Annotated in this window: 12 protein-coding genes; 1 reads left to right on the plus strand and 11 read right to left on the minus strand. The window is 73.6% G+C overall.

Going from position 1 to position 20,571, the window contains the following annotated elements; translation table 11 throughout:
- Window positions 1-62 precede the first annotated feature (62 nt).
- The gene (locus ACZ7CH_RS13745; RefSeq protein ID WP_470374011.1) at window positions 63-1,109 is read left to right on the plus strand and encodes an ArsR/SmtB family transcription factor; all 1,047 of its coding nucleotides are present in this window, start codon (window positions 63-65) and stop codon (window positions 1,107-1,109) included.
- Here ACZ7CH_RS13745 and ACZ7CH_RS13750 read toward each other — a convergent pair.
- The 11 genes from ACZ7CH_RS13750 to ACZ7CH_RS13800 form a co-directional block, all read right to left on the minus strand.
- Window positions 1,106-5,023, minus strand: coding sequence for an amino acid adenylation domain-containing protein (locus ACZ7CH_RS13750; RefSeq protein WP_470374012.1), 3,918 nt, complete (start codon window positions 5,021-5,023; stop codon window positions 1,106-1,108). The two genes, ACZ7CH_RS13745 and ACZ7CH_RS13750, sit on opposite strands and share 4 nt — an antisense overlap.
- 115 nt (window positions 5,024-5,138) lie before the next feature.
- Window positions 5,139-10,322 carry an amino acid adenylation domain-containing protein gene (locus tag ACZ7CH_RS13755; RefSeq protein ID WP_470374013.1) on the minus strand — a complete coding sequence of 1,728 codons (5,184 nt, stop codon included), beginning with the start codon at window positions 10,320-10,322 and terminating at the stop codon, window positions 5,139-5,141.
- Window positions 10,309-12,348: a condensation domain-containing protein gene (locus ACZ7CH_RS13760; RefSeq protein ID WP_470374014.1), complete on the minus strand. Its 2,040-nt coding sequence runs from the start codon at window positions 12,346-12,348 to the stop codon at window positions 10,309-10,311. The genes ACZ7CH_RS13755 and ACZ7CH_RS13760 overlap by 14 nt, the downstream gene beginning before the upstream one ends.
- A gap of 116 nt (window positions 12,349-12,464) precedes the next feature.
- Window positions 12,465-13,169 (minus strand): thioesterase II family protein, encoded by a 705-nt coding sequence (locus tag ACZ7CH_RS13765; RefSeq protein WP_360383630.1) that lies wholly within the window; start codon window positions 13,167-13,169, stop codon window positions 12,465-12,467.
- Complete coding sequence (locus tag ACZ7CH_RS13770) at window positions 13,169-16,573, minus strand: non-ribosomal peptide synthetase (RefSeq protein ID WP_470374015.1); 3,405 nt, start codon at window positions 16,571-16,573, stop codon at window positions 13,169-13,171. Before ACZ7CH_RS13770 ends, ACZ7CH_RS13765 begins: the two co-directional genes overlap by 1 nt.
- A gap of 62 nt (window positions 16,574-16,635) precedes the next feature.
- On the minus strand, window positions 16,636-17,658 hold the full coding sequence (locus ACZ7CH_RS13775; RefSeq protein ID WP_458432365.1) for a BtrH N-terminal domain-containing protein: 1,023 nt from the start codon (window positions 17,656-17,658) through the stop codon (window positions 16,636-16,638).
- Window positions 17,655-18,200 (minus strand): hypothetical protein, encoded by a 546-nt coding sequence (locus ACZ7CH_RS13780; RefSeq protein ID WP_458432366.1) that lies wholly within the window; start codon window positions 18,198-18,200, stop codon window positions 17,655-17,657. The genes ACZ7CH_RS13775 and ACZ7CH_RS13780 overlap by 4 nt, the downstream gene beginning before the upstream one ends.
- Window positions 18,197-18,481 (minus strand): hypothetical protein, encoded by a 285-nt coding sequence (locus ACZ7CH_RS13785; RefSeq protein ID WP_470374016.1) that lies wholly within the window; start codon window positions 18,479-18,481, stop codon window positions 18,197-18,199. The genes ACZ7CH_RS13780 and ACZ7CH_RS13785 overlap by 4 nt, the downstream gene beginning before the upstream one ends.
- Window positions 18,478-19,206 (minus strand): 2OG-Fe dioxygenase family protein, encoded by a 729-nt coding sequence (locus tag ACZ7CH_RS13790; RefSeq protein ID WP_470369167.1) that lies wholly within the window; start codon window positions 19,204-19,206, stop codon window positions 18,478-18,480. Before ACZ7CH_RS13790 ends, ACZ7CH_RS13785 begins: the two co-directional genes overlap by 4 nt.
- A gap of 95 nt (window positions 19,207-19,301) precedes the next feature.
- Window positions 19,302-20,045 carry a thioesterase II family protein gene (locus ACZ7CH_RS13795; protein WP_360383643.1) on the minus strand — a complete coding sequence of 248 codons (744 nt, stop codon included), beginning with the start codon at window positions 20,043-20,045 and terminating at the stop codon, window positions 19,302-19,304.
- Window positions 20,046-20,108: 63 nt separating this feature from the next.
- Window positions 20,109-20,534 (minus strand): VOC family protein, encoded by a 426-nt coding sequence (locus ACZ7CH_RS13800; protein WP_470374017.1) that lies wholly within the window; start codon window positions 20,532-20,534, stop codon window positions 20,109-20,111.
- Between the last annotated feature and the right edge of the window lie 37 nt (window positions 20,535-20,571).

Raw genomic sequence — 20,571 nt, forward strand, 5'->3', positions numbered from 1 at the left:
CACCGGGCGAGGCTCGCAGTGCCGGTTCCGGGATCTCCAGCTCTGCGACGAAAGGCGCAACGTTGACGCTCCTGCGCCTCAGCGCCACCGGCTTGGCGCGCTCGCACTTCGCCGTGTCGCCGCTCGCGGAGACCGTGGGGTCGCTGATCGCGCTGCACCGGCCCTGCGCCTGGCCGTGGCTCGCGCGGTGGCACTCGGAGAACCTGCCCGCCTACCGCTCGTGGCTCGCGGGCAACGCGGTCGCCGCGGGGCTCCTGGGCCTGGTCTCCGCCACGAAGTGGTTCCCCGACGTGGTCTCGGTCCCGCCGTCCGGCGGTGTGGACACCCGCCTGGCCGACGAGCTCGCCGAGGTGGCCGCTCAGTCCGACGCCGAGGTGCTGGCCACGATCGAGGACGCCGCGGCCTCCACGGGCTGCTCCACGACCGGCGCGTGGCTGCCGGCCGGCGGTGCCGGGTCCCGGATCGCCGCGGTGCTGGAGGAGGGCTGGCACCGGTTCGTCGAACGCGACTGGCCGCGCAGGCACGCGGTGATCGAGCGGGAGATCACCTACCGCGCCGAGCTCGTCGCCGCGCACGGCTGGCAGCGCGCGGTGAAGGGCATGACCCGGCGTTCGGTGTGGGTCGAGCCCGACGCGATCCGGTTCAGCAACCAGAGCTGGAGCGATCGGGACATCGGCGACCACGGCCTGGTCTTCGTCCCGTACACGGCCCGGCAGGGCTCGTGGACCTGTGAGCGTCCCGGCCGGTACGCGCTGGTGTACCCCGCGCGCGGGGCCGCTGTCCAGCCCGAGCGCGCCCACTCGGACCCGGTGTCCGTGCTGCTGGGAGCCGGTCGGGCACGGGTGGCCGTGGAGCTCAGGACGCCCGCGACGAGCACTCAGCTGGCGGCGGTGCTGGACCTCTCGCTCGGCACCGTGAGCGCGCATCTGGCGGTGCTGCGCCAGGCGGGCGTGGTGAGCCGGACGCGGTCCGGGCGGCACGTCGTCTACCGGCTGACCGAGCGGGGCAGCGGCCTGCTGGACCTCCTCGGGGACCGCGACGCGCAGAACACCGCTGGAACGGGAGACCGGCGGTGGCCGCTCCCCCGTTCCAGCGGCGGGACGGGCTAGGACGAGACCGGGACGACCGGGCGCAGCGGTGTCGCGTCCCGTGCGGAGAGGAACTCCGGCCGGGTCTGGTCCTGCGGGCGCGGGGCGTTGCGGACCGAGTTGAACGTGATGATCAGCAGCCTGCGGTCGGTCGCGGACATGTTGGGCGGCGAGCCGTGCAGCAGCTGCCCGTGGAAGAACAGGACAGAGCCCATGTCGCCGAGCGGGGCGACGATGCCGTTGTCGTTCATGCTCTTGCCGAGGGCCACTGGGTCGATCTGGTACTTCAGCGACGCCGACAGCGTGGACGCCCAGTCCTCCTCCTCGTCGAAGGTGACCGGCAGGAGGCCCTGGTGCGAGCCGGGGACGAGGTAGAGGGGGCCGTTGAACTCCGTCACGGGGTCGAGGAACACCACGGCGCTGAGCGCGTCGGGGCGGGGCATGCCGTCCTCGCGCTGCCAGAACATGAAGTCCTGGTGCCACTCCCAGATGCCGCCGCCGAGGCCGTGTTTCGCGTTGATCTTGAACTGGTGGACGTAGACGTCGTCGCCGAGCAGCTCGCTCGCCGGGCCGAGCAGGCGGGGGTCGCGGACGAGGTCGTGGAACACCTCGTTCGTCAGGTGCACGCCGTGCACCGCGCGGACCCTTCCGGAGGCCTCCTCCATCGTCCGGTGCGGGCCGGGGCGGCCGAACTCCGCCTCGGCCTGGTCGCGCAGCACCGCGAGTTCGTCCACCGTGAAGAGGCGTTCGCGCAGGAAGTACCCGTCCTCGGCGTACTGCCTGGACACCTCGGTTGACAGGGTCACGGACACGCCTCCTTGTCGTTGGCTCGCAGCGGCTGTCTCCACCACCTCGGCGAACTCGGCGGTGGTGGGGTGTTCGAAGAGCGCGTGCAGCGGGATGTCGACGGCGAACGACGAGCACACCTGCGCGAGCACCTGCGCGGCGAGCAGGGAGTGGCCGCCGAGGTCGAAGAAGTCCTCGTCGGCGCCGATCTCCGCCACGCCGAGCGCCGCCGACCAGATCTCGGCCACCCGTCGCTGGGTCGGGGTGCTCAGCGGTGCGCGCGCGGGGCGTTGCGGTGCGTCCCAGTCGGGGTCGGGCAGGGCGCGGCGGTCGACCTTGCCGTTCGCCGTGAGCGGCAGCCGTTCCAGCACCACCACGCTGGAGGGCACCATGTAGTCCGGGACCTTGGTCGCGGCGTGGGTCCGCAGCAGCCGGGCGAGGTCCGGGGTGCCGGGGCCGACGCGGCTCACGTAGCCGACCAGGCGGGCGTCACCGGCCGGGGCGGTGCGCACCAGCACCACCGCCTCACCGACCTGGGGATGGGTCTCCAGGGCGCTCTCGACCTCGGCGAGCTCCACGCGGAAGCCGCGGACCTTGACCTGGAAGTCGGCCCTGCCGAGGAACTCCAGCTCGCCGCCCGGCCGCCAGCGGCCCAGGTCGCCGGTGCGGTACATGCGGCGGCCGGGTTCACGGGCGAACGGGTCGGGCACGAACTTCTCGGCCGTGACGCCGGGCTTGCCGACGTAGCCGCGGGCCAGGCCGGCGCCGCCGATGTGGATCTCGCCGATCACGCCGTCCGGGACGACCTCGCCGTGCTCGTCGAGGAGGTACACGCTCGCGTTGGCGATCGGTGTGCCGACCGGTACGGGCGTGGGCCACTGCTCGTGGTCCCGCGGCAGGTCGTAACAGGTGACGACGTGGGTCTCGGACGGCCCGTACTCGTTGTGCAGGGACATGCCGGGGACGGTGCTCAGCTGCCGGACGTCCGGGGTGGCCATGAACTGCTCCGACCCGGAGATGACGGTGCGCAGCGCGGCCGGTGTCGTGCCGGCCTCCCGGTAGCCCGCCGCCACCTGGTGCAGGGCGGGTGCCGGGATGAACAGGCGCCGGACGCCCTGTGCGTCCAGGACGCCGTGCAGCCGTGCGAGGTCGAGCCGTTCGTCGTCGGTGATCAGGACGACCTCGCCGCCCACCAGCCAGGTCGAGAACATGTCCTGCACCGAGACGTCGAAGGCCAGTGACGCGAACTGCAGCGTCCGCGGCGGGTCGTCCGTGGTCATCCGGTAGTGGCCGGCCTGCCAGGCCAGCAGGTTGACCACGGCCCGGTGGGGCATGGCGATCCCCTTCGGCCCCCCGGTCGAGCCCGACGTGTACGTCACGTAGGCCACGTCCTGCGGGTCGAGGCCGCTGCCGGGGCCGGTCGGCTTGCCCGCCTCGGCGTGGATGCCGTCCAACGGCCAGACCTCGGCGGTGGTCGCGGGCAGCCGGTGTTGCGACCGCAGCGTCGTCAGCACGACCGGGGCGGCCACCTCGGACAGCACGGTGCCGATCCGGTCCGCCGGGTTGCGCTGGTCGATGGCCACGTAGGCGCCGCCGGCCTTGAGCACCCCCAGCACGGCCACGACCATCTCCAGGCCGCGTTCCAGGTACAGGGCGACGCGGACGTCGGGCCGCACGCCCGCCGCGCGCAGGCGGTGGGCCAGCAGGTTGGCGCTCGCGTCGAGCCCGGCGTAGGTCAGGGCGGTCTCGCCGAGGCGCACCGCGACCCGGTCCGGTGCGGCCACCACCTGCGCCTCGAACAGGTCGAGCAGCGTGGTGCCCGGCTCCGGCTGGACGGGTCCGGCGCTGCGGCCTGCGATCAGCGCGGCGCGCTCCTCGCCGGTCAGCAACGGGATGCGCGTCACCGGCACCTGCGCGCCCGCCGCGATCTCCGCGAGCAGCCGGTCGAGGTGCCTCGCCATCGCCGTGATCGTGCCGGCGGAGAACTCCCCCGCCGCGTAGTCGAACGTCAGCCGCCACACGTCACCCTCGCGGCGGGCGGTCAGGGCCAGCGGGTACCTGACGGCGGCCGGGTCGAGCGCGAGCCGCTCGGCCCGCACCCCCGGCAGTGCCAGGGCCGAGTCCTCGCCGGTGGCCTCGAACCACACCTCGAACAGGGAGTCGCGGCGGCCGCGGCGGCTCGGCCTGGCCACCTTGACCACCTCGTCGAACCCGAGCGCGCGGTGGGCGGCGGCCTCGCCCAGCGTGCCGTGCACCCGCTCGGCCAGGTCGCGGAACACCGGGTCGCCGGTGACGTCGAGGCGCAGCGCGAGGACGTGCTGGTGGCAGCCGATGTCGTCGGTGCCGTCGCGGTCCGGTGAGCTCGTGCCGACCATGATGTCGGTCTGCCTGCTGTAGCGGCGCAGCAACAACGCCCACACGGCCAGGAGTGCGCTGCTCGCCGGGCATCCGGCCTGGCGGGCCACCGCCGCCACGACCTCGGCGGGGACGTCGATGCCGTGGCTGGCCGCGCGGTCGCCGCTCTCCTGGCTCAGCCGCGGCAGGTCGAGCCCCACGGGGCACTCGGCCAGCCGGTCCTCCCAGTACCGCCGCGCCTCCTCGTGGTCACCGGGCTCCTCGTGCCCGCGTTCCGCGACCGGTGGCAGCGCCGGTGCCGCACCGGTCACCTCCGCCGCGTACAGCGCGGCGAGGTCGCGGGTCAGCAGGTGCTCGGACCACTGGTCGAAGGCGATCCGGTGGACCACGACAGCGAGGAGGTGGGTGTCCGGACCGCACCGCACCACGGCGGCCCGCAGGACCGGGCCGTCGGCGAGGTCGACCGGCTGCCGGGCGAACGCCCGCAGCACCTCGGCGGCCTCGTCCTCCGAGTCCACCACCTCGTGCGTGAGCGCGAAGTCCGCGGCGGGTTCGTCGACGACCTGCATCGGCGCACCGGCCACCTCGGCGAACCGCGTGCGCAGCGCCCGGTGCCGCGACCGCAGCGCGGAAAACGCTTTCCGCAGCGCCTCGACGTCGAGGGCCCCGTTCAGCCGCCAGCCGGCCGAGAAGCTGTGGGCGGGACTGCCCGGGTCCATCCGCGCGAGGAACCACAGTCCACGTTGGAACGTCGTGGCGGGTTCGGCCGCCACCTCACGTGATCGCCCGGTCATCGCTCACCCCAGACAGGCCGGTCCGATGTGCTCACGGCATCGTCATCGCGCCCGGAGGCACCCCACAAGTCCGGCACGCTCCCGACACCACCGTCCACCCGCCACCGTCCGGGGCTCATCCGACGCTCCCCTGCTCCTCGGCCAGCCGCGCGGCCACTTCCTCGTCCGACAGCGTGGCGACCATGGCGAGGACCTCGCGCAGGTCGTCCCTGGACGCCTGCTGCACCCGGCGTTCGCGGATGCGGTCGGCGAGGCGCTCCACCGTGGGGTCGGTCGTGAGCAGGTCCGCCAGCGGCAGCTCCACCCGCAGGGCCGACCTGATCCGGGTGACGACCCTGGTCGCGAGCAGCGAGTGCCCGCCGAGGTCGAAGAAGCTGTCCCGCACGCCGATGCGCGGGACGCCCAGGACCTCCGCCCAGATCTCGGCCAGCTGGCCCTCCAGGGCGTCTCTCGGCTCGACGTAGGCGGTCTCGGCGCTGCGTTCCAGGCTGACCGGCGGCAGCGCGGCCCGGTCGACCTTCTCGTTGGGCGACAACGGGATCGCGTCCAGCCACGTGAACACGGCCGGCACCATGTGCTTGGGCAGGGTCTCACCGAGGACCGCGCGCAGCTGCTCGGTGGCAGGGCGTTCGGCCTTCGCGACGAGGTAGGCCGCGAGGAACCGGTCGCCGTACTGGTCGGGCACCGCGACGACGACGGCGTCGGCGACGCCCTCGCACTCCCGCAGCACCACCTCGATCTCGCCCAGCTCCACCCGCTGGCCGTGCACCTTCACCTGGAAGTCGTTGCGCCCCCAGTACTCCAGCAGCCCGCCGTCGGTCCACCGCGCGCGGTCGCCCGTCGCGTACAGCCGCTCGCCGTCGCCGAACGGGCTCGGCACGTACCGCGCCGCCGTCAGGTCCGGCCGGCCCTCGTAGCCGTGCCCGACCTGCACGCCGCCGACGTACAGCTCACCCACCATGCCCTGCGGCACCGGCGACATCGACCGGTCGAGCACGAACAGCGTGACGCCCGCCAGCGGACGGCCCAGCGGCACGCGCGCGCCGAACGGTCCGGTGGCCTCGTGCGTGATCACCTCGACCGCAGCCTCGGCGGGCCCGTAGGTGTTCAGGAGCCGCACACCGGGGAACGTGCGGAGGAAGTCGGTGGCCAGCGCGGTGGGCAGCTCCTCGCCGCAGGACACCACCAGCCGCAGCGCCGGGTGCCCGCCGGGGTGCTCGTGCTCCAGGAACGGCCGCAGCATCGACGGGACGAAGTTGGACATCGTCACGCCGTGGCGGTCGAAGACCTCGTGCAGGTGCGCCGCGTCGCGGTGCCCGCCCGGCTGGACCAGCACCAGCCGCGCCCCGTGCAGCAGCGGCCACACCAGCTCGGGCACCGAGACGTCGAACCCGATCGGGGTCTTGGTCGCCAGCACCTGGCTGGAGTCCAGTCCGAGCCGGTGCCGGTAGGACTCCAGCCGGTTCACCAGTGCGCCGTGGGTGTTGGTGGCGCCCTTGGGCTTCCCGGTCGAGCCGGACGTGAACAGCACGTACGCCACGTCGAGCGGGCCGATCACCACCCCGGGCGGGGTGGTGGGCCGTGCGGCCACCTCGGCACTCACCGCCGGGTCGTCCAGGCACACCGAGCGGATGTCCGGCGGCACCACCTTCCGCGCCGCCGAGGAGGTCAGCACGACGGCCGGGCGGGCGTCGGCGATCATGCCCGCCAGCCGCTCGGCCGGGCTGTCCGGGTCCAGGGGCAGGTAGACGCCCCCGGCCTTCCAGATGGCCCACACCCCGATCACGAGGTGCTGCCCGCGTTCGAGGCAGACGCCGACGCGGGAACCGCGCCCGACGCCGTGGTCGCCCAGCCACCGGGCCAGCTGGTTCGCGCGCCGCTCCACGTCCAGGAACGACAGCTGGTCACCGCCGTCCTCGACGACGGCGATCCCGTCGCCCCACCGGTCCACCACCGCCTCGAACCAGCTGACGGCCGTGTCGAACTCGGGCCGCAACGGACCGCCGTCGCCCAGCGAGGTGGTGCGGGACAACGCCGCAGCCGACATGACCGGCAGTCGTGACACGGGCTGCCCGGCGTCGGCGGTCCCGGCGCGCAGCAGCTCCACCAGTGCCTCTCCGAGGCCGGTCGCGGTCAGCTCGCCCAGCACGTCGGTGGAGTACTCCAGCCGGCCGCTCAGGTCACCGCCGGGGGCCGCCGCCAGCTCGATCCGCACGTCGAACTGCGCCGTCCCGGTGTGCAGCTGGGAGATCCGGCCCGCCGGGACCACCGGCGGCAGCTCCTCCCGCAGCACGAGCATGGTGCGCACGATCGACAGCCGGTCGGAGAAGTCCTGGTCTTGGCGGGCAGCGCGGACGATCTGGTCGAACGGCAGGTCCTGGTGCGCGTAGGCGGCCAGGCACGTCTCGCGGACGCGGCCGAGCAGCTCCCGGAACGTCGGCTCGCCGCCCAGGTCCACGCGCAGCGGCACGGTGTTGGCGAAGAAACCGACGACCCCGGCCAGTTCGGGGCGCGAGCGACCGGCGGTGACCGTGCCGATGACCACGTCCTTCTGGTCAGCCCACCGCGACAGCACCGCCGCCCAGGCTGCGGCGAGCACCATGAACGGCGTCACCTGCTCGGCGGCGGCCAGCTGCCGCACCTGTGCCATCAGCCCGGCGGGAACGATGAGGGGCAGCGCGCTGCCCTCGAACGAGCGGTCGGCACCCGCCGCGGCGTCGGACGGCAGCTCCAGCGGCACGGCACCGGCCAGTCGTTCCCGCCAGTGCGCCACCTGCCCGGCCACCGCGTCACCTGAGACCTGGTCCCGTTGCCAGGCCGCGAAGTCCGCGTACCGGACCGGCAGCTCCGGCAACGCCGACGGGCCGGCGGCGAGGAGGGTGTTCAGCTCGCGCGCCAGAACGCCGGCTGACTCGCCGTCGGCGACCGTGTGGTGCACGCAGAGCACGAGCACCCACCGCCCGTTCGCGGTGACCTGGACCACCGTCGCCCGCACCAACGGGGGTGCGGCGAGGTCGAACTCCTCCTCGGCCACCCGCCGGCACTCCTCGTCGAGCGCCGTCTCGTCCGGCACCTGCCGGACCGCCACGTCGAACTCGACGTCGGCGTGCACGACCTGTTCCAGGCGGCCTTCCGACGTCAGGCGGAACCCGGTGCGCAGGGCGTCGTGCCGGGCCACGAGTGCACGCAGCGCGGAACGCACGGCCTCGACATCGGGTTCGTCGTCCCAGTCGACCCGGCCGGCGATGTGGTACGCGGCCCCGGCGCCGATCTGGTCGAGCAGCCACAGGCGCTCCTGCCCGAACGACGCCGGTGCCACCACGCCGTCGGCGAGCCGGGGAACGGGGACGTTCTCCCGCAGGCCGCGGGACGCGGAGGCGACCGCCGCGGGGGTCGCCTCGCTCAGCAGCCACTCCAGCTCGACATCGGTGTCGTGGCCGGACAACAGCGCGGACCGCAGCCGGATCGCGCGCAGTGAGTCCAGTCCCTGGCCGACGAGCGGGCGGTCGGGGTCCAGCGCCGCGTGGTCGAGCTGGAGCGCCTCGGCGACGAGCCGGGTGATCGGGTCCGCGGTGCCGGGCGCGGGCTCGCTCGGCTGGGCCGGTCCGGCGGGTTCCGCGGCGAGGGCCGCCAGCGTCCCGGCGAGGTACTGCTCGCGGCACGCGGTCCGGCGGACCTTGCCGCTGGAGGTCCTGGGCACCGAACCCGGTCGCACCAGCACCACATCGGCCAGTTCGAGCAGGTGGTCGCGGGTGACGGCCTCGCGCACCGCGCGGATCAGCGCCGCCACCTCGGCCGGCTGGTCGGTCGTGAACCCCCTGGCCACCTCGTGCACCAGGACGACGCGTTCGGTCTCGCCGTCGTCCACGGCGAACGCGGCAGCCCGGCCGGCGGCCAGACCGGGACCGGCGGTGGCGGCGGACTGCTCGATGTCGGCCGGGTAGTGGTTGGCGCCCCGGATGACGATCAGCTCCTTGAGCCGCCCGGTCACGAACAGCTCGCCGTCACGCCGGAACCCGAGGTCGCCGGTGCGCAGCCAGTCCCGGTCGGACCCGTCGAGGCGGGCGCGGAAGACGCGCTGCGTCTCGTCCTCGTTGGCCCAGTAGCCCGCGCCGACCGTGGGACCGCTGACCCAGATCTCACCGACCTCACCGGCCGCGCGTTCCCGGCCGGTGGCCGGGTCCACCACGGCGACGAGATCCGTGCCCCTGGCGGTGCCGCAGCCCACCAGCGTCGCCCCGGACCCGGCCGGCACGACGCTGCCCCTGGCCAGTTCGGCGCGGTCCACGGTGAGCTCCACCGGCAGCACCGACGCGGCGGCACCGGCCACGAACAGCGTCGCCTCCGCGAGGCCGTAGCAGGGCAGGAACGCCTCCGCGCGGAAGCCGGCCGGCCCGAAGCGCTCGGCGAACGCGCGCAACGTCGGGGCGCGCACCGGTTCCGCGCCGACCAGGGCCAGCCGCCAGGCGCTCAGGTCGAGCCCGGCCAGGTCCTCGTCGCTGACCCGGCGCACGCACTCCGCGTACGCGAAGTCCGGTGCGGCACTGGCCGAGGCGCCGAACTCGCTGATGGCGCGCAACCACCGGACGGGGTGGTGCAGGAAGGCCATGGGGGACATGAGCATGCCCGGGAATCCACTGTGGAGCGGCTGCAGGATTCCGCCGATCAGGCCCATGTCGTGGTAGGGCGGCAACCAGCTGACGCTGCGGGTGTGCTCGTCCGGTTCGAGCACGCCGGAGATCACCGCCGAGTTGTGCAGCAGGTTGCCGTGGCTCAGCAGCACGCCCTTCGGCGTCGCCGTGGAGCCCGAGGTGTACTGGAGGAAGGCGACGGTGTCCGGGGTGAGCGCGGGCCTGGACCAGCCCGCCGGCTCGCCGGTGGGCACCAGCCAGCGCAGCGGCAGGTCGCCCAGGCGCTCCCGCACCGCGGGCAGGATCGCCTCGTCGGTCGTGGCGACGGTCGCGGCGCAGTCCTCGGCCACGGCGAGCACCCGCGCGATGCCCGCGCGGTTGGTCGGCGGGTACACGGGGACCGCGACCGCCCCGGCGTACAGGCAGCCGAAGAAGGCGGTGACGTAGCTCGCGCCGGGCGGGTGCAGCAGCATCACCCGGTCGCCGGGTGCCACCCCGGCGGACTGCAGCGCGGCGGCGGCGCCCCGCGCGGCGGCGTCCAGTTCGCGGTAGGTCAGCGCGAGCTCGGAGCCGTCGCCGTCGGTGAACACGTAGCCGACGGCGTCCGGTCGCCCGGTCGCCCGCGCGAGCAGCAGCTCGACGAGATCTGCGGGGTCACTCAGCCCCATGGTCGCTCCTGTCGTCATCCGCCCGGAACCGCGCGCGGTCCAGCTTGGGAATGGATCTCGTGGGCCTGGCCGGGGTCGCCTTCTCCACCAGGGCCGCCACGTTCGCGACGGTGCCCGCTTCGAAGAAGTCGACGAGCTCCAGCTCCACGTGGCAGGCCGCGTGGATCCGGTGCAGGATCCGCACGGCGAGCAGCGAATGTCCGCCGAGGTCGAAGAAGTCGTCGTGCACGCCGAAGTCGTCGGCGTCCAGCAGCTCCGCCCAGATGCCCGCGACCACGCGCTCGGTCTCGGTGCGGGTGGCGACCTTCTCCTGACGCGGCTCGACCGGGTGTTCCACCGCCCGCCGCGGCTCGTCGTCCACGGCGGGTGCCAGGAACTCCAGTGCTCCCGCCGCGGTGCGCCGGGCCCGCAGCCCGGTCGCGTACAACCGGGTGCCCGACCCGGTCGGGTCCGGCACGAACCGCTCGGCCGTGCGGCCGGGACGTCCCGCGAACCCCTCGCCCGCCTCGGCCGCGCTGACGAACACCTGGCCGACCACACCCGCTGGCACCTCGGTCAGCGACCGGTCGAGCAGGTGCATGCGACCGACCTGGGCGTGCCGTTCCGCCGGGGCCAGCGGCAGTCTCCACACCGGACACCCGGCGTCGGCCACGCCGGCGCGCAGCACCTCGGTCAGCGCGCCCACCAGCCGCCGGACCGAGGACTCCGCCAGCACGTCCGCGGCGAACTCCACGAACCCGGTCAGCCCGCCGTCGGCCGCCGGGGACAGCTCGATCTCCAGCTCGAACTTGGCGGTGCCGGTGTGCACCGGGACCACGTCCATGCTGATCCCGGGCAGCTGCGCCGTGGCGGGCGGGGTGTTGTGCAGCACCAGCAGGTGCCGCACGACCGGCGAGCGGCCCGTGGCGTCCCTGTCCGGCCGGACCACCTTGACGAGCTGGTCGAACGGCAGGTCCTGGTGCGCGTAGGCGTCGAGGCACGTCCGGCGCACCCGGCCGAGCAGCTCCCGGAACGTCAGCGGGGCCCGCACGTCCACCCGCAGCGCCAGCGTGTTCACGAAGAACCCGACGAGCCCTTCGAGCTCCGTCCTGGTGCGCGCGGCGATGGCGGTGCCCCACACCACGTCCGAGCGGTCCGCCCACCGCGACAGCACGACCGCCCAGGCCGTGGCCAGCACCATGTAGAGCGTGGCGCCCTCGGCCTCACCGAGCCGCCGCATGCCGTCCACGAGGTCCGCGGGCAGCGACATCGGCACGTCTCCGCCGGAGAACGGCCGTCCTGGGCCGGACGTGACGTCGGCCGGCAGAGCGAAGGGCCGCACACCGGCGAGCTGCTCGCGCCAGTACTCGACCTGCCCGGCGAGCGCGTCACCGGACACGTGGTCGCGGTGCCAGGCGGCGAAGTCCGCGTACCGGATCGGCAGCGGCCGCAGCACCGGGAGCTGTCCGCCGCGCAGCGCGCCGTACACGACGGCGAACTCCTCCGCGAGGACGCCGAGGGACCAGCCGTCCACGACGATGTGGTGCACGCACAGCACCAGGTACCACTCGGCCGGTCCTACCCGGAACAGCGCCGGCCGCAGCAGGCTCGGCCCGGCGAGGTCGAAGGGCCGGCGGCAGGTGCGGCCGACCTCGTCCCACAGCTCGTCCGCGGTCACCTCGCGGACCGGCAGCTCGACCGGGACTGCCTCTGGCGGGTGCACGACCTGGACGACAGCGCCGTCGGTGTCGACCTCAAGGCCCGTGCGCAGGGCCTCGTGCCGGTCGACCAGCCGGCGCACCGTCTCCCGCAGCACGGCGAGGTCGAGCTCGCCGTGCATCCTGAGCGCACCGGCCACGACGTAGAGCGGGCTGCCGGGGTTCATCCGCTCGAAGAAGAAAAGCCGTTCCTGGGCAGGGGATGCCGGGCTCCGCGTCTCCCCGGCGGGGCGGCGCGGGATCGGTGCGGGCGCCGCGCCGACACCCGCCTCGTCCAGTCGCCGCTGGAGCAGTCGCAGCTGGTCAGCCGAGAGTGGTCCTGGAGCCAAAACGCCGGCACCTCCCCTGTGGTGGCGACGAACGCCGCAGCCGAGCAGTCACGTCATCACGTTTGCCCTGCCCGGCACCGCCAACAAGTCGGTGAGTCCCCCGACAGTGCACGGCGTCACCGCCCGCCGAGCGACTCCTCGACCACGCGCAGCACCCGGTCGGCGGAGGTCAGGAGGTACATGTGCTCACCGGGCAGCTCCCGCAGCGTGAACCCGCGGCTGGTCGCCTTTTCCCACTCGCTGGCCAGCTCGGCGGACACCAGGGCGTCGTGCTCGCCCCGCACCGCGGTGATCGGTGCCGCGAGCGGCACGTCGGTGCTGGGCCGGTAGTCCTCGTGCATCTCCACGTCCGCCCGCAACGTCGGCAGCACCATGCGGCGCACGTCGGGGTTGCCGAGCGCGTCGTCGCGGTGCCCGGCGAGCTCGGCGACCCGGTCGGCGAACTCGTCGTCGGGCAACCCGGTCGCCCGCCGCGTGCGCTGCGTCCACGGTCCCGGTGAGCCGCTGACGACCAGGCTCACGACCTCGGCGGGCGTGGTGTCCGCGAGCAGGTGGGCCAGCTCGTAGGCCAGGACGGCGCCCAGGCTGTGGCCGAAGAGCGCGACCGGGCCGCCGCCCCCGACGTCGGCCAGCACGTCGGGCAGCACACCGCGCGCCGCCACGTGGACGTCGCGGTACGGCTCCTGCCTGACCAGCCGCTCGCGGCCGGGCAGCCGCACCGGGACGATCTCCAGGCCGGCCGGGGCCACCGCGCGCCACTGCCGGAAGAACGCGCTGCCGCTGCCGGCGAACGGCAGGCACACCAGCGGAATGCTGCTCATCAGGTCCTCGTTCCGTTCTGCACCTCGGTGCGCGCCTGCTCGTCGGACAGGGCGCTCACCTCGACGACGAGCTCGGCGACCGCGTCCACGTCGATGCCTTCGGTCGCGCCGAGCTGGCGCATGTAGGCGGCGAGCGCGCGCACCGTCCGCGCCGCGAGGAAGCCGGGGATGTCCAGCTTGATGCGGAACAGCTCCCTGATCCGCGACACCGCCTGGGTGGCCAGCAGGGAGTGACCGCCCAGCTCGAAGAAGTCGTCCACCGCGCCGATCCGCGGTGCCGCGAGCAGTCCCGACCACAGGTCGGCGAGCACCTGCTCCAGGTTCCCCTCGGGCGGGGTGTAGTCGCTCCGCGCGGCGCCCGCACCGGGCACCGGCAGCGCCGCGCGGTTCAGCTTCCCGCTGGGCAGCAGGGGAAGCCGGTCGAGCACGACGTAGGCCGACGGCACCATGTGGTCCGGCAGGCGTTCGGAGAGGTAGTCGCGCAACGCGTTCGCCTCCGGCCGCTCATCACCGCGCGGCGTCACGTAGGCCGCGAGCCTCCGCTCGCCGACGGAGTCGGTGTAGGCCAGCACCACCGGCTCGTTCACCCCGGGGTGGCCGGCGAGCGCGTTCTCGATCTCCCCCAGCTCGATCCGGAACCCGCGGATCTTCACCTGGAGGTCCAGCCGGCCGAGGAAGTCGAGGTCCCCGTTGGGGAGGAACCGCGCGTGGTCGCCGGTGCCGTACATCCGGCCGCCCGGCTCCGGGCTGAACGGGTCGGGAACGAACCGCTCGGCGGTCAGCCCCGGCCGCCGCCAGTACCCGCGGCCGGGACCGGCTCCGCCGACGAACAGCTCCCCCGCCACCCCGACCGGGACCGGTTCGCCGTGCTCGTCGAGGACGTAGAGCCGGTGGTTGGGCAACGGCCTGCCCCAGGGCACACCGGCCGGACTGCGCCCGGTCACCGGGTGGGACGTGCTGCAGTAGGACACCTCGGTCATGCCCGCGAGGTTGAGCAGGCGCACACCGGGGACGAGCTCGGCCAGCCGGGCGGGCAGCGCGGGCGGCATCCGGTCACCGCCCAGACCGACCGCCCGCAACACGACACCGGGCATGCCGCCGCGCCCGTAGGTGTGGTTGACCAGCATGTCCAGCAACGCCGGCGCCGAGCTCCACGCGGTCACCCGCTGCCGCTGCAACAGCTCCAGCAGCTGCTCCGGGTCGGTGGTCTCGATGTCACCGGGCACGACGATCGTCGCGCCCGCGGCCAGCGTGCCGAAGACCTCGTAGACGGACATGTCGTAGTTCAGCGAGGAGATCGCCAGCATCCGGTCAGCGGGCTGGAGCCCGTAGGCCCCGTTGACGCCGTGCAGGGTGTTGGCCACCCGGCCGTGCTCGTTCGCCGAACCCTTGGGGCGGCCGGTGGAGCCCGAGGTGTAGATGACGTAGGCGAGGTTCGCCTCGGTGACGACGGGCTCGGGTCGTTCCCGCGACAGCTCCTCGATGCGGGTGGCCTCGGTGTCGAGGCACACCAGCCGGGGTCCGGCGGTGTCGTCGCCGACCCGCATGCGGTCGGGGTCGGCCACCGAGGAGTGGGTGAGCACGAGCTCCGCCCGGGCGTCCTCGGCCATGTAGGCGACCCGCTGGCGGGGGTAGAACGGGTCGAGGGGCACGTAGCCCGCACCGGCCTTCAGGATGCCGAGCACCGCGACGATCATCAGCTCCGAGCGCGGCAGGGAGACGCCGACCAGCTGCTCCGGTCCGACGCCCTCGGCGCGCAGGAACCGGGCGAGCTGGTTCGCCCGCTCGTCCAGCTCGCGGTAGGACAGCGTCCGGTCGCCGAAGACCACCGCTGGAGCGTCGGGCGCGCGGTCGGCCTGCTGCTCGAAGAGCCCGTGCAGGGTGCCCGCGGTCCGCGCCGGTGCCGCCGAGCCGCCACCGCTGAACTCCGCCACCACGCGGGCGCGTTCCTGCTCGGTGGCGATCGGCAACCGCGAGATCCGGGTGTCCGGAGCGCGCAGCCCGGCCGCCAGCAGCAGGTCGAACGCCGTCATCATGCGCCGCACGGTGCCGGCCTCGAACAGGTCGAGGCTGAACTCGGCGCGACCGGCGATGCCGCCGTCCGCGTCCGGCACGAGGTCGAGGGACAGGTCGAACTTGGTCGACTCGGTGTGCAGGTCCAGCACCTCCACCCGGACGCCGGGCAGCTCCAGCGCGGACATCGGCACGTTCCGCAGCACCAGCAGCGTCTGCACCAGGGGGACGGTGCCCGCGGACCGGTCGGCGACGGTCTCGGCGACCATCCGCTCGAACGGCAGGTCCTGGTTGGCGTACGCGGCGAGGCAGATCTCGCGGGCCGTGCGGACCAGTTCGCGGAAGGTCGGGTCCCCGGACGTGTCCACGCGCAGCGGCAGGGTGTTCACGAAGAACCCGACCAGCGGCTCGACGTCCACGTGCACGCGGTTGGCCACCGGGGAGCCGATGATCATCTCCGGCTGGCCGCTCCACCGCCGCAGCAGCAGGGCGTACGCGGCGAGCAGCACCATGTACTGGGTGGCCTGCTCGGTCTCGGCCAGCCGGTCCACGGCGCGGACGGTGTCCGCGGTCAGGTGCAGGGGGACCGAGGCGCCGTGCGAGGTCCGTTGTGCGGGACGGGGTTTGTCCGCGGGCAGCTCCAGGACGGGTGCCCCCGCGAGGAGGTCCCGCCAGTACTCCAGCTGACCGGCGCCGGGCCGGTTGCGCTGCCAGACCGCGAAGTCCGCGTACTGCACGGCCAGCTCCGGCAGCGGCGACGGCTCGCCGGCCGCGAACGCCCGGTAGAGCGTCGTCAGCTCGTGCTGCAGGACGCCGAGCGACCAGCCGTCGGACACGATGTGGTGCAGGCTCAGCAGCAGCACGTGCTCGTCGTCGGCGACCCGCAGGACGCTGGCCCTGATCAGCGGTCCGCGCGCGAGGTCGAACGGCAGCCGGACCTCCTGCTGGTAGCGCTCGCGCACCTCGGCTTCCGCGGCCTCCCCGCCCAGCTCCACCAGGGGGATGCTCAGCGGTTCGGCGGGCAGCACCACCTGGTGCGGCAGGCCGTCCCGTTCGACGAACACCGTCCGCAGCACCTCGTGCCTGCGCACGATCTCGTCGAGCGACCGGCGCAGTGCGCCGACGTCCAGCCGTCCGGTGAACCGCACCGCCGCCGGCACGACGTAGGCCACGGACCCGGGATCGGCCTGGTCGAGGTACCACAGCCGTTCCTGCGCGAACGAGCACGGCAGCGGGTCACCGGTTCGCGGGATCACCGGGATGCCCGCCGCCGACGCGGCCCTGCGCGCCAGCTCCGCACCGACCAGCAACCGCTTCTCCGGTGACAGGCCGCGCAGCACCTCCTCCAGGTCGATGTCCGCCGCGTCGTACTCGCCCACCACATCTGCCATTCACGCAGGATCGGGTTCGCGCGACCCTTCCGGGAAGACGGGGATTCTCCCGACTGCCGGGGTCAGAGCGCCGCGGCGACGGCGGCCATCCGGTCCACTGTGGCCAGTTGGTCCGCCAGCAGCGCGGTCGTCCGCCCGGCCAGCGCCCTGCCCGCGGTGGCCGGGTCGTCGCGGCCGGTGGCGACCATGATGCGGACGGCGGACCAGTGGTGGGCGATCCGGTCGACCTCGCGGGCGAGCGTGAGCAGCGGTCGCTCACCGAGCCGGCGACCGGCCGCGGCGAGGTAGTCGCCGTGCAGGCCGGTCACCGCGAGGGCGACACCGGCCACGACGAACACCTCGTCCACGACGGACGCGTCACCGCCGGACAGACGTGCGGCCGCCTCGCGCAGGAAGCGTTCCTGGCCGGGCAGACCGCGGTGGTCCGACGACCCGTCGTCCACGCCTCGCAGGCCCTCCAGGTTCGCCGTCATGATCTCGCGGAGGCGCTCGCGGGACGCGGGACCGGTGTGGCCGCTGACGGTCACGTCCAGCCAGCGGTTGCCGATCGGGTTGGCGGTGAAGAACATGTCGCGGCTGTGCCGGACCGGGTTGGCCGAGTCACGTGCCGCGGTCAGCTCCTCGATCCGGATCTCCCCCAGGAACCTGGGCGGCACCGGGTCGCACACCGACACCGTGCCGCGCTCCTCGTCGAAGCCGTGCACCACGAGCAGGTGGTTGGTGTGGACGTCCTGGTAGGCCGGGCGGAACGGGAGGAAGTAGTTGTCCGCGGCCACCGCGACCGGTGTGCCCGCCAGCACCCTGGCCCGCACCTCGTCCCAGCCCTGCTCGGGCGAGGACGGTGCGTGCCAGGTGGACGTCACGTCGTGGAACGGCGCGAGGCTCGCGAACAACGACCGCTGCCCGCAGGGGAAGTAGTACTCCTCGCGGCGCATGTCACCCGCGGTGTAGTCGAACCCCCAGGCCGCGCCCAGCAGGTCCAGCGGGTCCGCGCCGTGGAAGCCCAGCAGCACGCCCGCGGTGGCGTGCAGGCAATGACCGAGGTCGTGGCGCCAGTGCGCGATGCCCGGCAACGAGGCTTTCATCCGACCGCCTGCAGGGTGAGGGCGAAGACGTGCAACGCGGGGTTGTCCGGCAGGACGAGCGCGACGACGCCCGACGGGACCGTCAGCGGGACGCGCTGGGCCCAGATGGCGGGCGACGTCGTGCGCTGCACGTGCCGGGGGTAGTGCATGTGCCGGCAGCGGAACGCGAGCACCTCGCCGAAGCGGGGTTCGGTCTGCGGCCAGAAGTCCGACATCCGCAGCCACTGGCCGCGCACCGAGCCGTCCGCGTAGTGGACCTCGACGAGGTCCTCGGTCCGGCGTTCCGCGGCACCGAGCACGTGCACCCAGTCCCAGTCGCCGGCGGGGACGTCGACGCGCTGGCCGCGGCAGCGGACGTTGTCCGCACCCGCGACCGGGAACAGGAACGGCACCTCGCCGACCACCGCCGTGCCACCGGCGGGTGGGAGCTCGGCCGCGGGGAAGGTGTTGCCCCAGATGTTGAAGCCGCCGCCGTCGAGCCTGTCCTCGCCGGTCAGCCCGGTGTTGTTCAGGTGCGGTGCAAGGGAAAGCGGTCGCATCATGACAGGGCCGTCCCCAGCAGGCGGACGCCCGGCAGCACCGGCAGTTCCACGGCGAGCAGCTCGGCGCGCCGGGGCATCCCGATGCGGGCGACCGGCGTGCCGGGCAGCGAGCGCAGGAACTCGGGGTCGACGGCGTCGCGGTAGTGCAGCCACACCGCGGCCTCCCCGACCGGTGCCGACAGGTGGAGGTGCACCCAGTCGTACCGGCCGGGTCCGACCTCGACCAGCCTGCCGTCGAGCGGCAGGTCGCACGGGCTGAACGTGAGCTGTGCGGCGGTCATGCCGGGTTCACGTCGACGAGGAGCATGTCCCGCACGGTGCGCCCACCGGCCGGGTCGAGGATCGAGATCGGCGACGCCTCGTGCCAGATGGCCGTGTCGTCGACCAGCACCGACTCCAGCGGGTCGCGCAGGGTGAAGCGGACCTCCGGCAGACCGTCCCGGTAGATCGTCGACTCCCCGCCCGCACTGTTCTCCCTGCGCACCAGGTGCATGCCGACGAACGAGTGCCCGTCGCGGTGCCGTCCCTCCGGCGTGGGCAGGCCGGGTTCACCCGGCACGGCCACGATCCGGATCATGTGCAGGCCCACCGTCCACTCCGGACAAGACCGGACCAGAGCCGCGAGGGCGAGGTCGGTCGAGATCAGGTCGTGCAGGCACGGATTGGTGAGGAAAGCGGGCTCGATCGGGGCGAACAGGCGCTCGTTCGACCGCCACATCGGGATGCTGTCCTGGCGGAACGCCCGGTGCGGCAACGGGGTCAGCTCGAAGCCCTCGCCCACCGGCGCTGCCGCGAGCCGGCCGTACCGGCGGTACCGGTAGCTGCCGCCGTCGACCAGCGCGTCGTCCCGGATCAGGTCCTCCCAGCCGGCGCGGAACTCGGCGAACTCGGCGCCGCCGGTGTCGACCGGGAAGTCCGTGCCGGACAGGCGGACGAAGCCCTCGGCGGCCAGGCCCGCGACGAGCTCCGCCGTGGCCGGCCCGGTTGTGCGAACGTTCTCGGGCACTGGCCCTCCTCAGTGGTCGACCCGGATGCGGGCGCGGTGGGACTCGTCGGACGGTGCTGCCGGGTACCTCGCTGCCGCCGGCGGCGCTGGGGACGTCACAGCGACGGCACCTCCACGGCCGCCAGCACGTCGGCGCGCAGCTGGGCGAGCACCACGTCGGGGAGGTCGCGGGGGAAGAAGTGGCCGCCGTCGAAGGTGTGGACGCGCGCGTCGCCCTCGGTCTCCGCCAGCCACGCGTCCGCTTCGTCGTCGCCCACCAGCGGGTCCGCCGCGCCGCGGTACACCCGCAGCGGGCAGCGCAGCGGTGGCAGCGGTTCCGGTTCGAAGGTGTTGACCAGCGTGAGGTCCGCGCGCAGCATCGGCAGGAAGTACTCGAGGAACAGCGGGTCGAGCGCGGTCTGCGCCGGGAGGCCCTCGGAGCGGGTGATCAGCTCGTGCAGGCCCTCATCCGTGGTCTCGCTGTACCACCGCGGTGAACGCAGGCGGGTCGGCGCCGCGGCCGCTGCCACGACCAGGCCCCGCGGTTCCCGCGGCAGCCTGCGGCAGAGCTCCCAGCCGACGATGCCGCCCATGCTGTGGCCGAACACCACCAGCGGCAGGTCGTCGAGCCGCCCGAGCTCGGCGACCAGGACCGGTACCAGGGCGCCCATGTCCGTCAGCGGTGGCTGCAGGCTCCGCGCGCCGCGGCCGGGCAGCTCCACCGCGACGACCTCGACCTCGGGGCCCAGGACCGCGGGCCACCGGTGGTAGAGCTGAGCGGACCCGCCACCGGGCGGTAAGCACACCAACCTCGCCTTTGCCCGCCCAGGTGGCGAGAAGCGCTGCAGCCATTCCGTCACGTGTCGAGGTTCATCCGGTCCGGATGTCCGGACAAGTCGGTGACGTTCCCGACAGGCCCGGTGTTACAGGTCGAACTCCCCCGGCGCGAGGCTGCGGGCCAGGCAGAACTCGTTGCCCTCCGGGTCGGCCAGCACGACCCAGGAGCGGCCGTCGCCCTGGCCGACATCCACAGTGGACGCACCGAGCGCGAGCAGCCGGTCCAGCTCGGTCCGCTGGTCGCTGTCGATCGGGGTGATCTCGAAGTGCACCCTGTTCTTGCCGCCGTCCTTGCCCTCGGGCACCTGGACGAAGGACATGCTCGGCACGGCGGGCGCGCGGCGCAGGTCAGCGAGCCGTTCCGCGTCCGGCGCCTCGGGGTCGGGGCCGATCTCGACCACGGTGCCGTTCTTGTCCTCGTAGACGACGTAACCCAGGACGCCGCACCAGAACTGGGCCAGCCGCCGCGGGTCCACGCTGTCGATCGTCGTCCATTCCAGCCTGCTCGTCATGTACAACGCCCTTGTCCGTCGATGTCCTTTGAGCTCG

The organism is Lentzea sp. NPDC037011 (assembly GCF_055607425.1).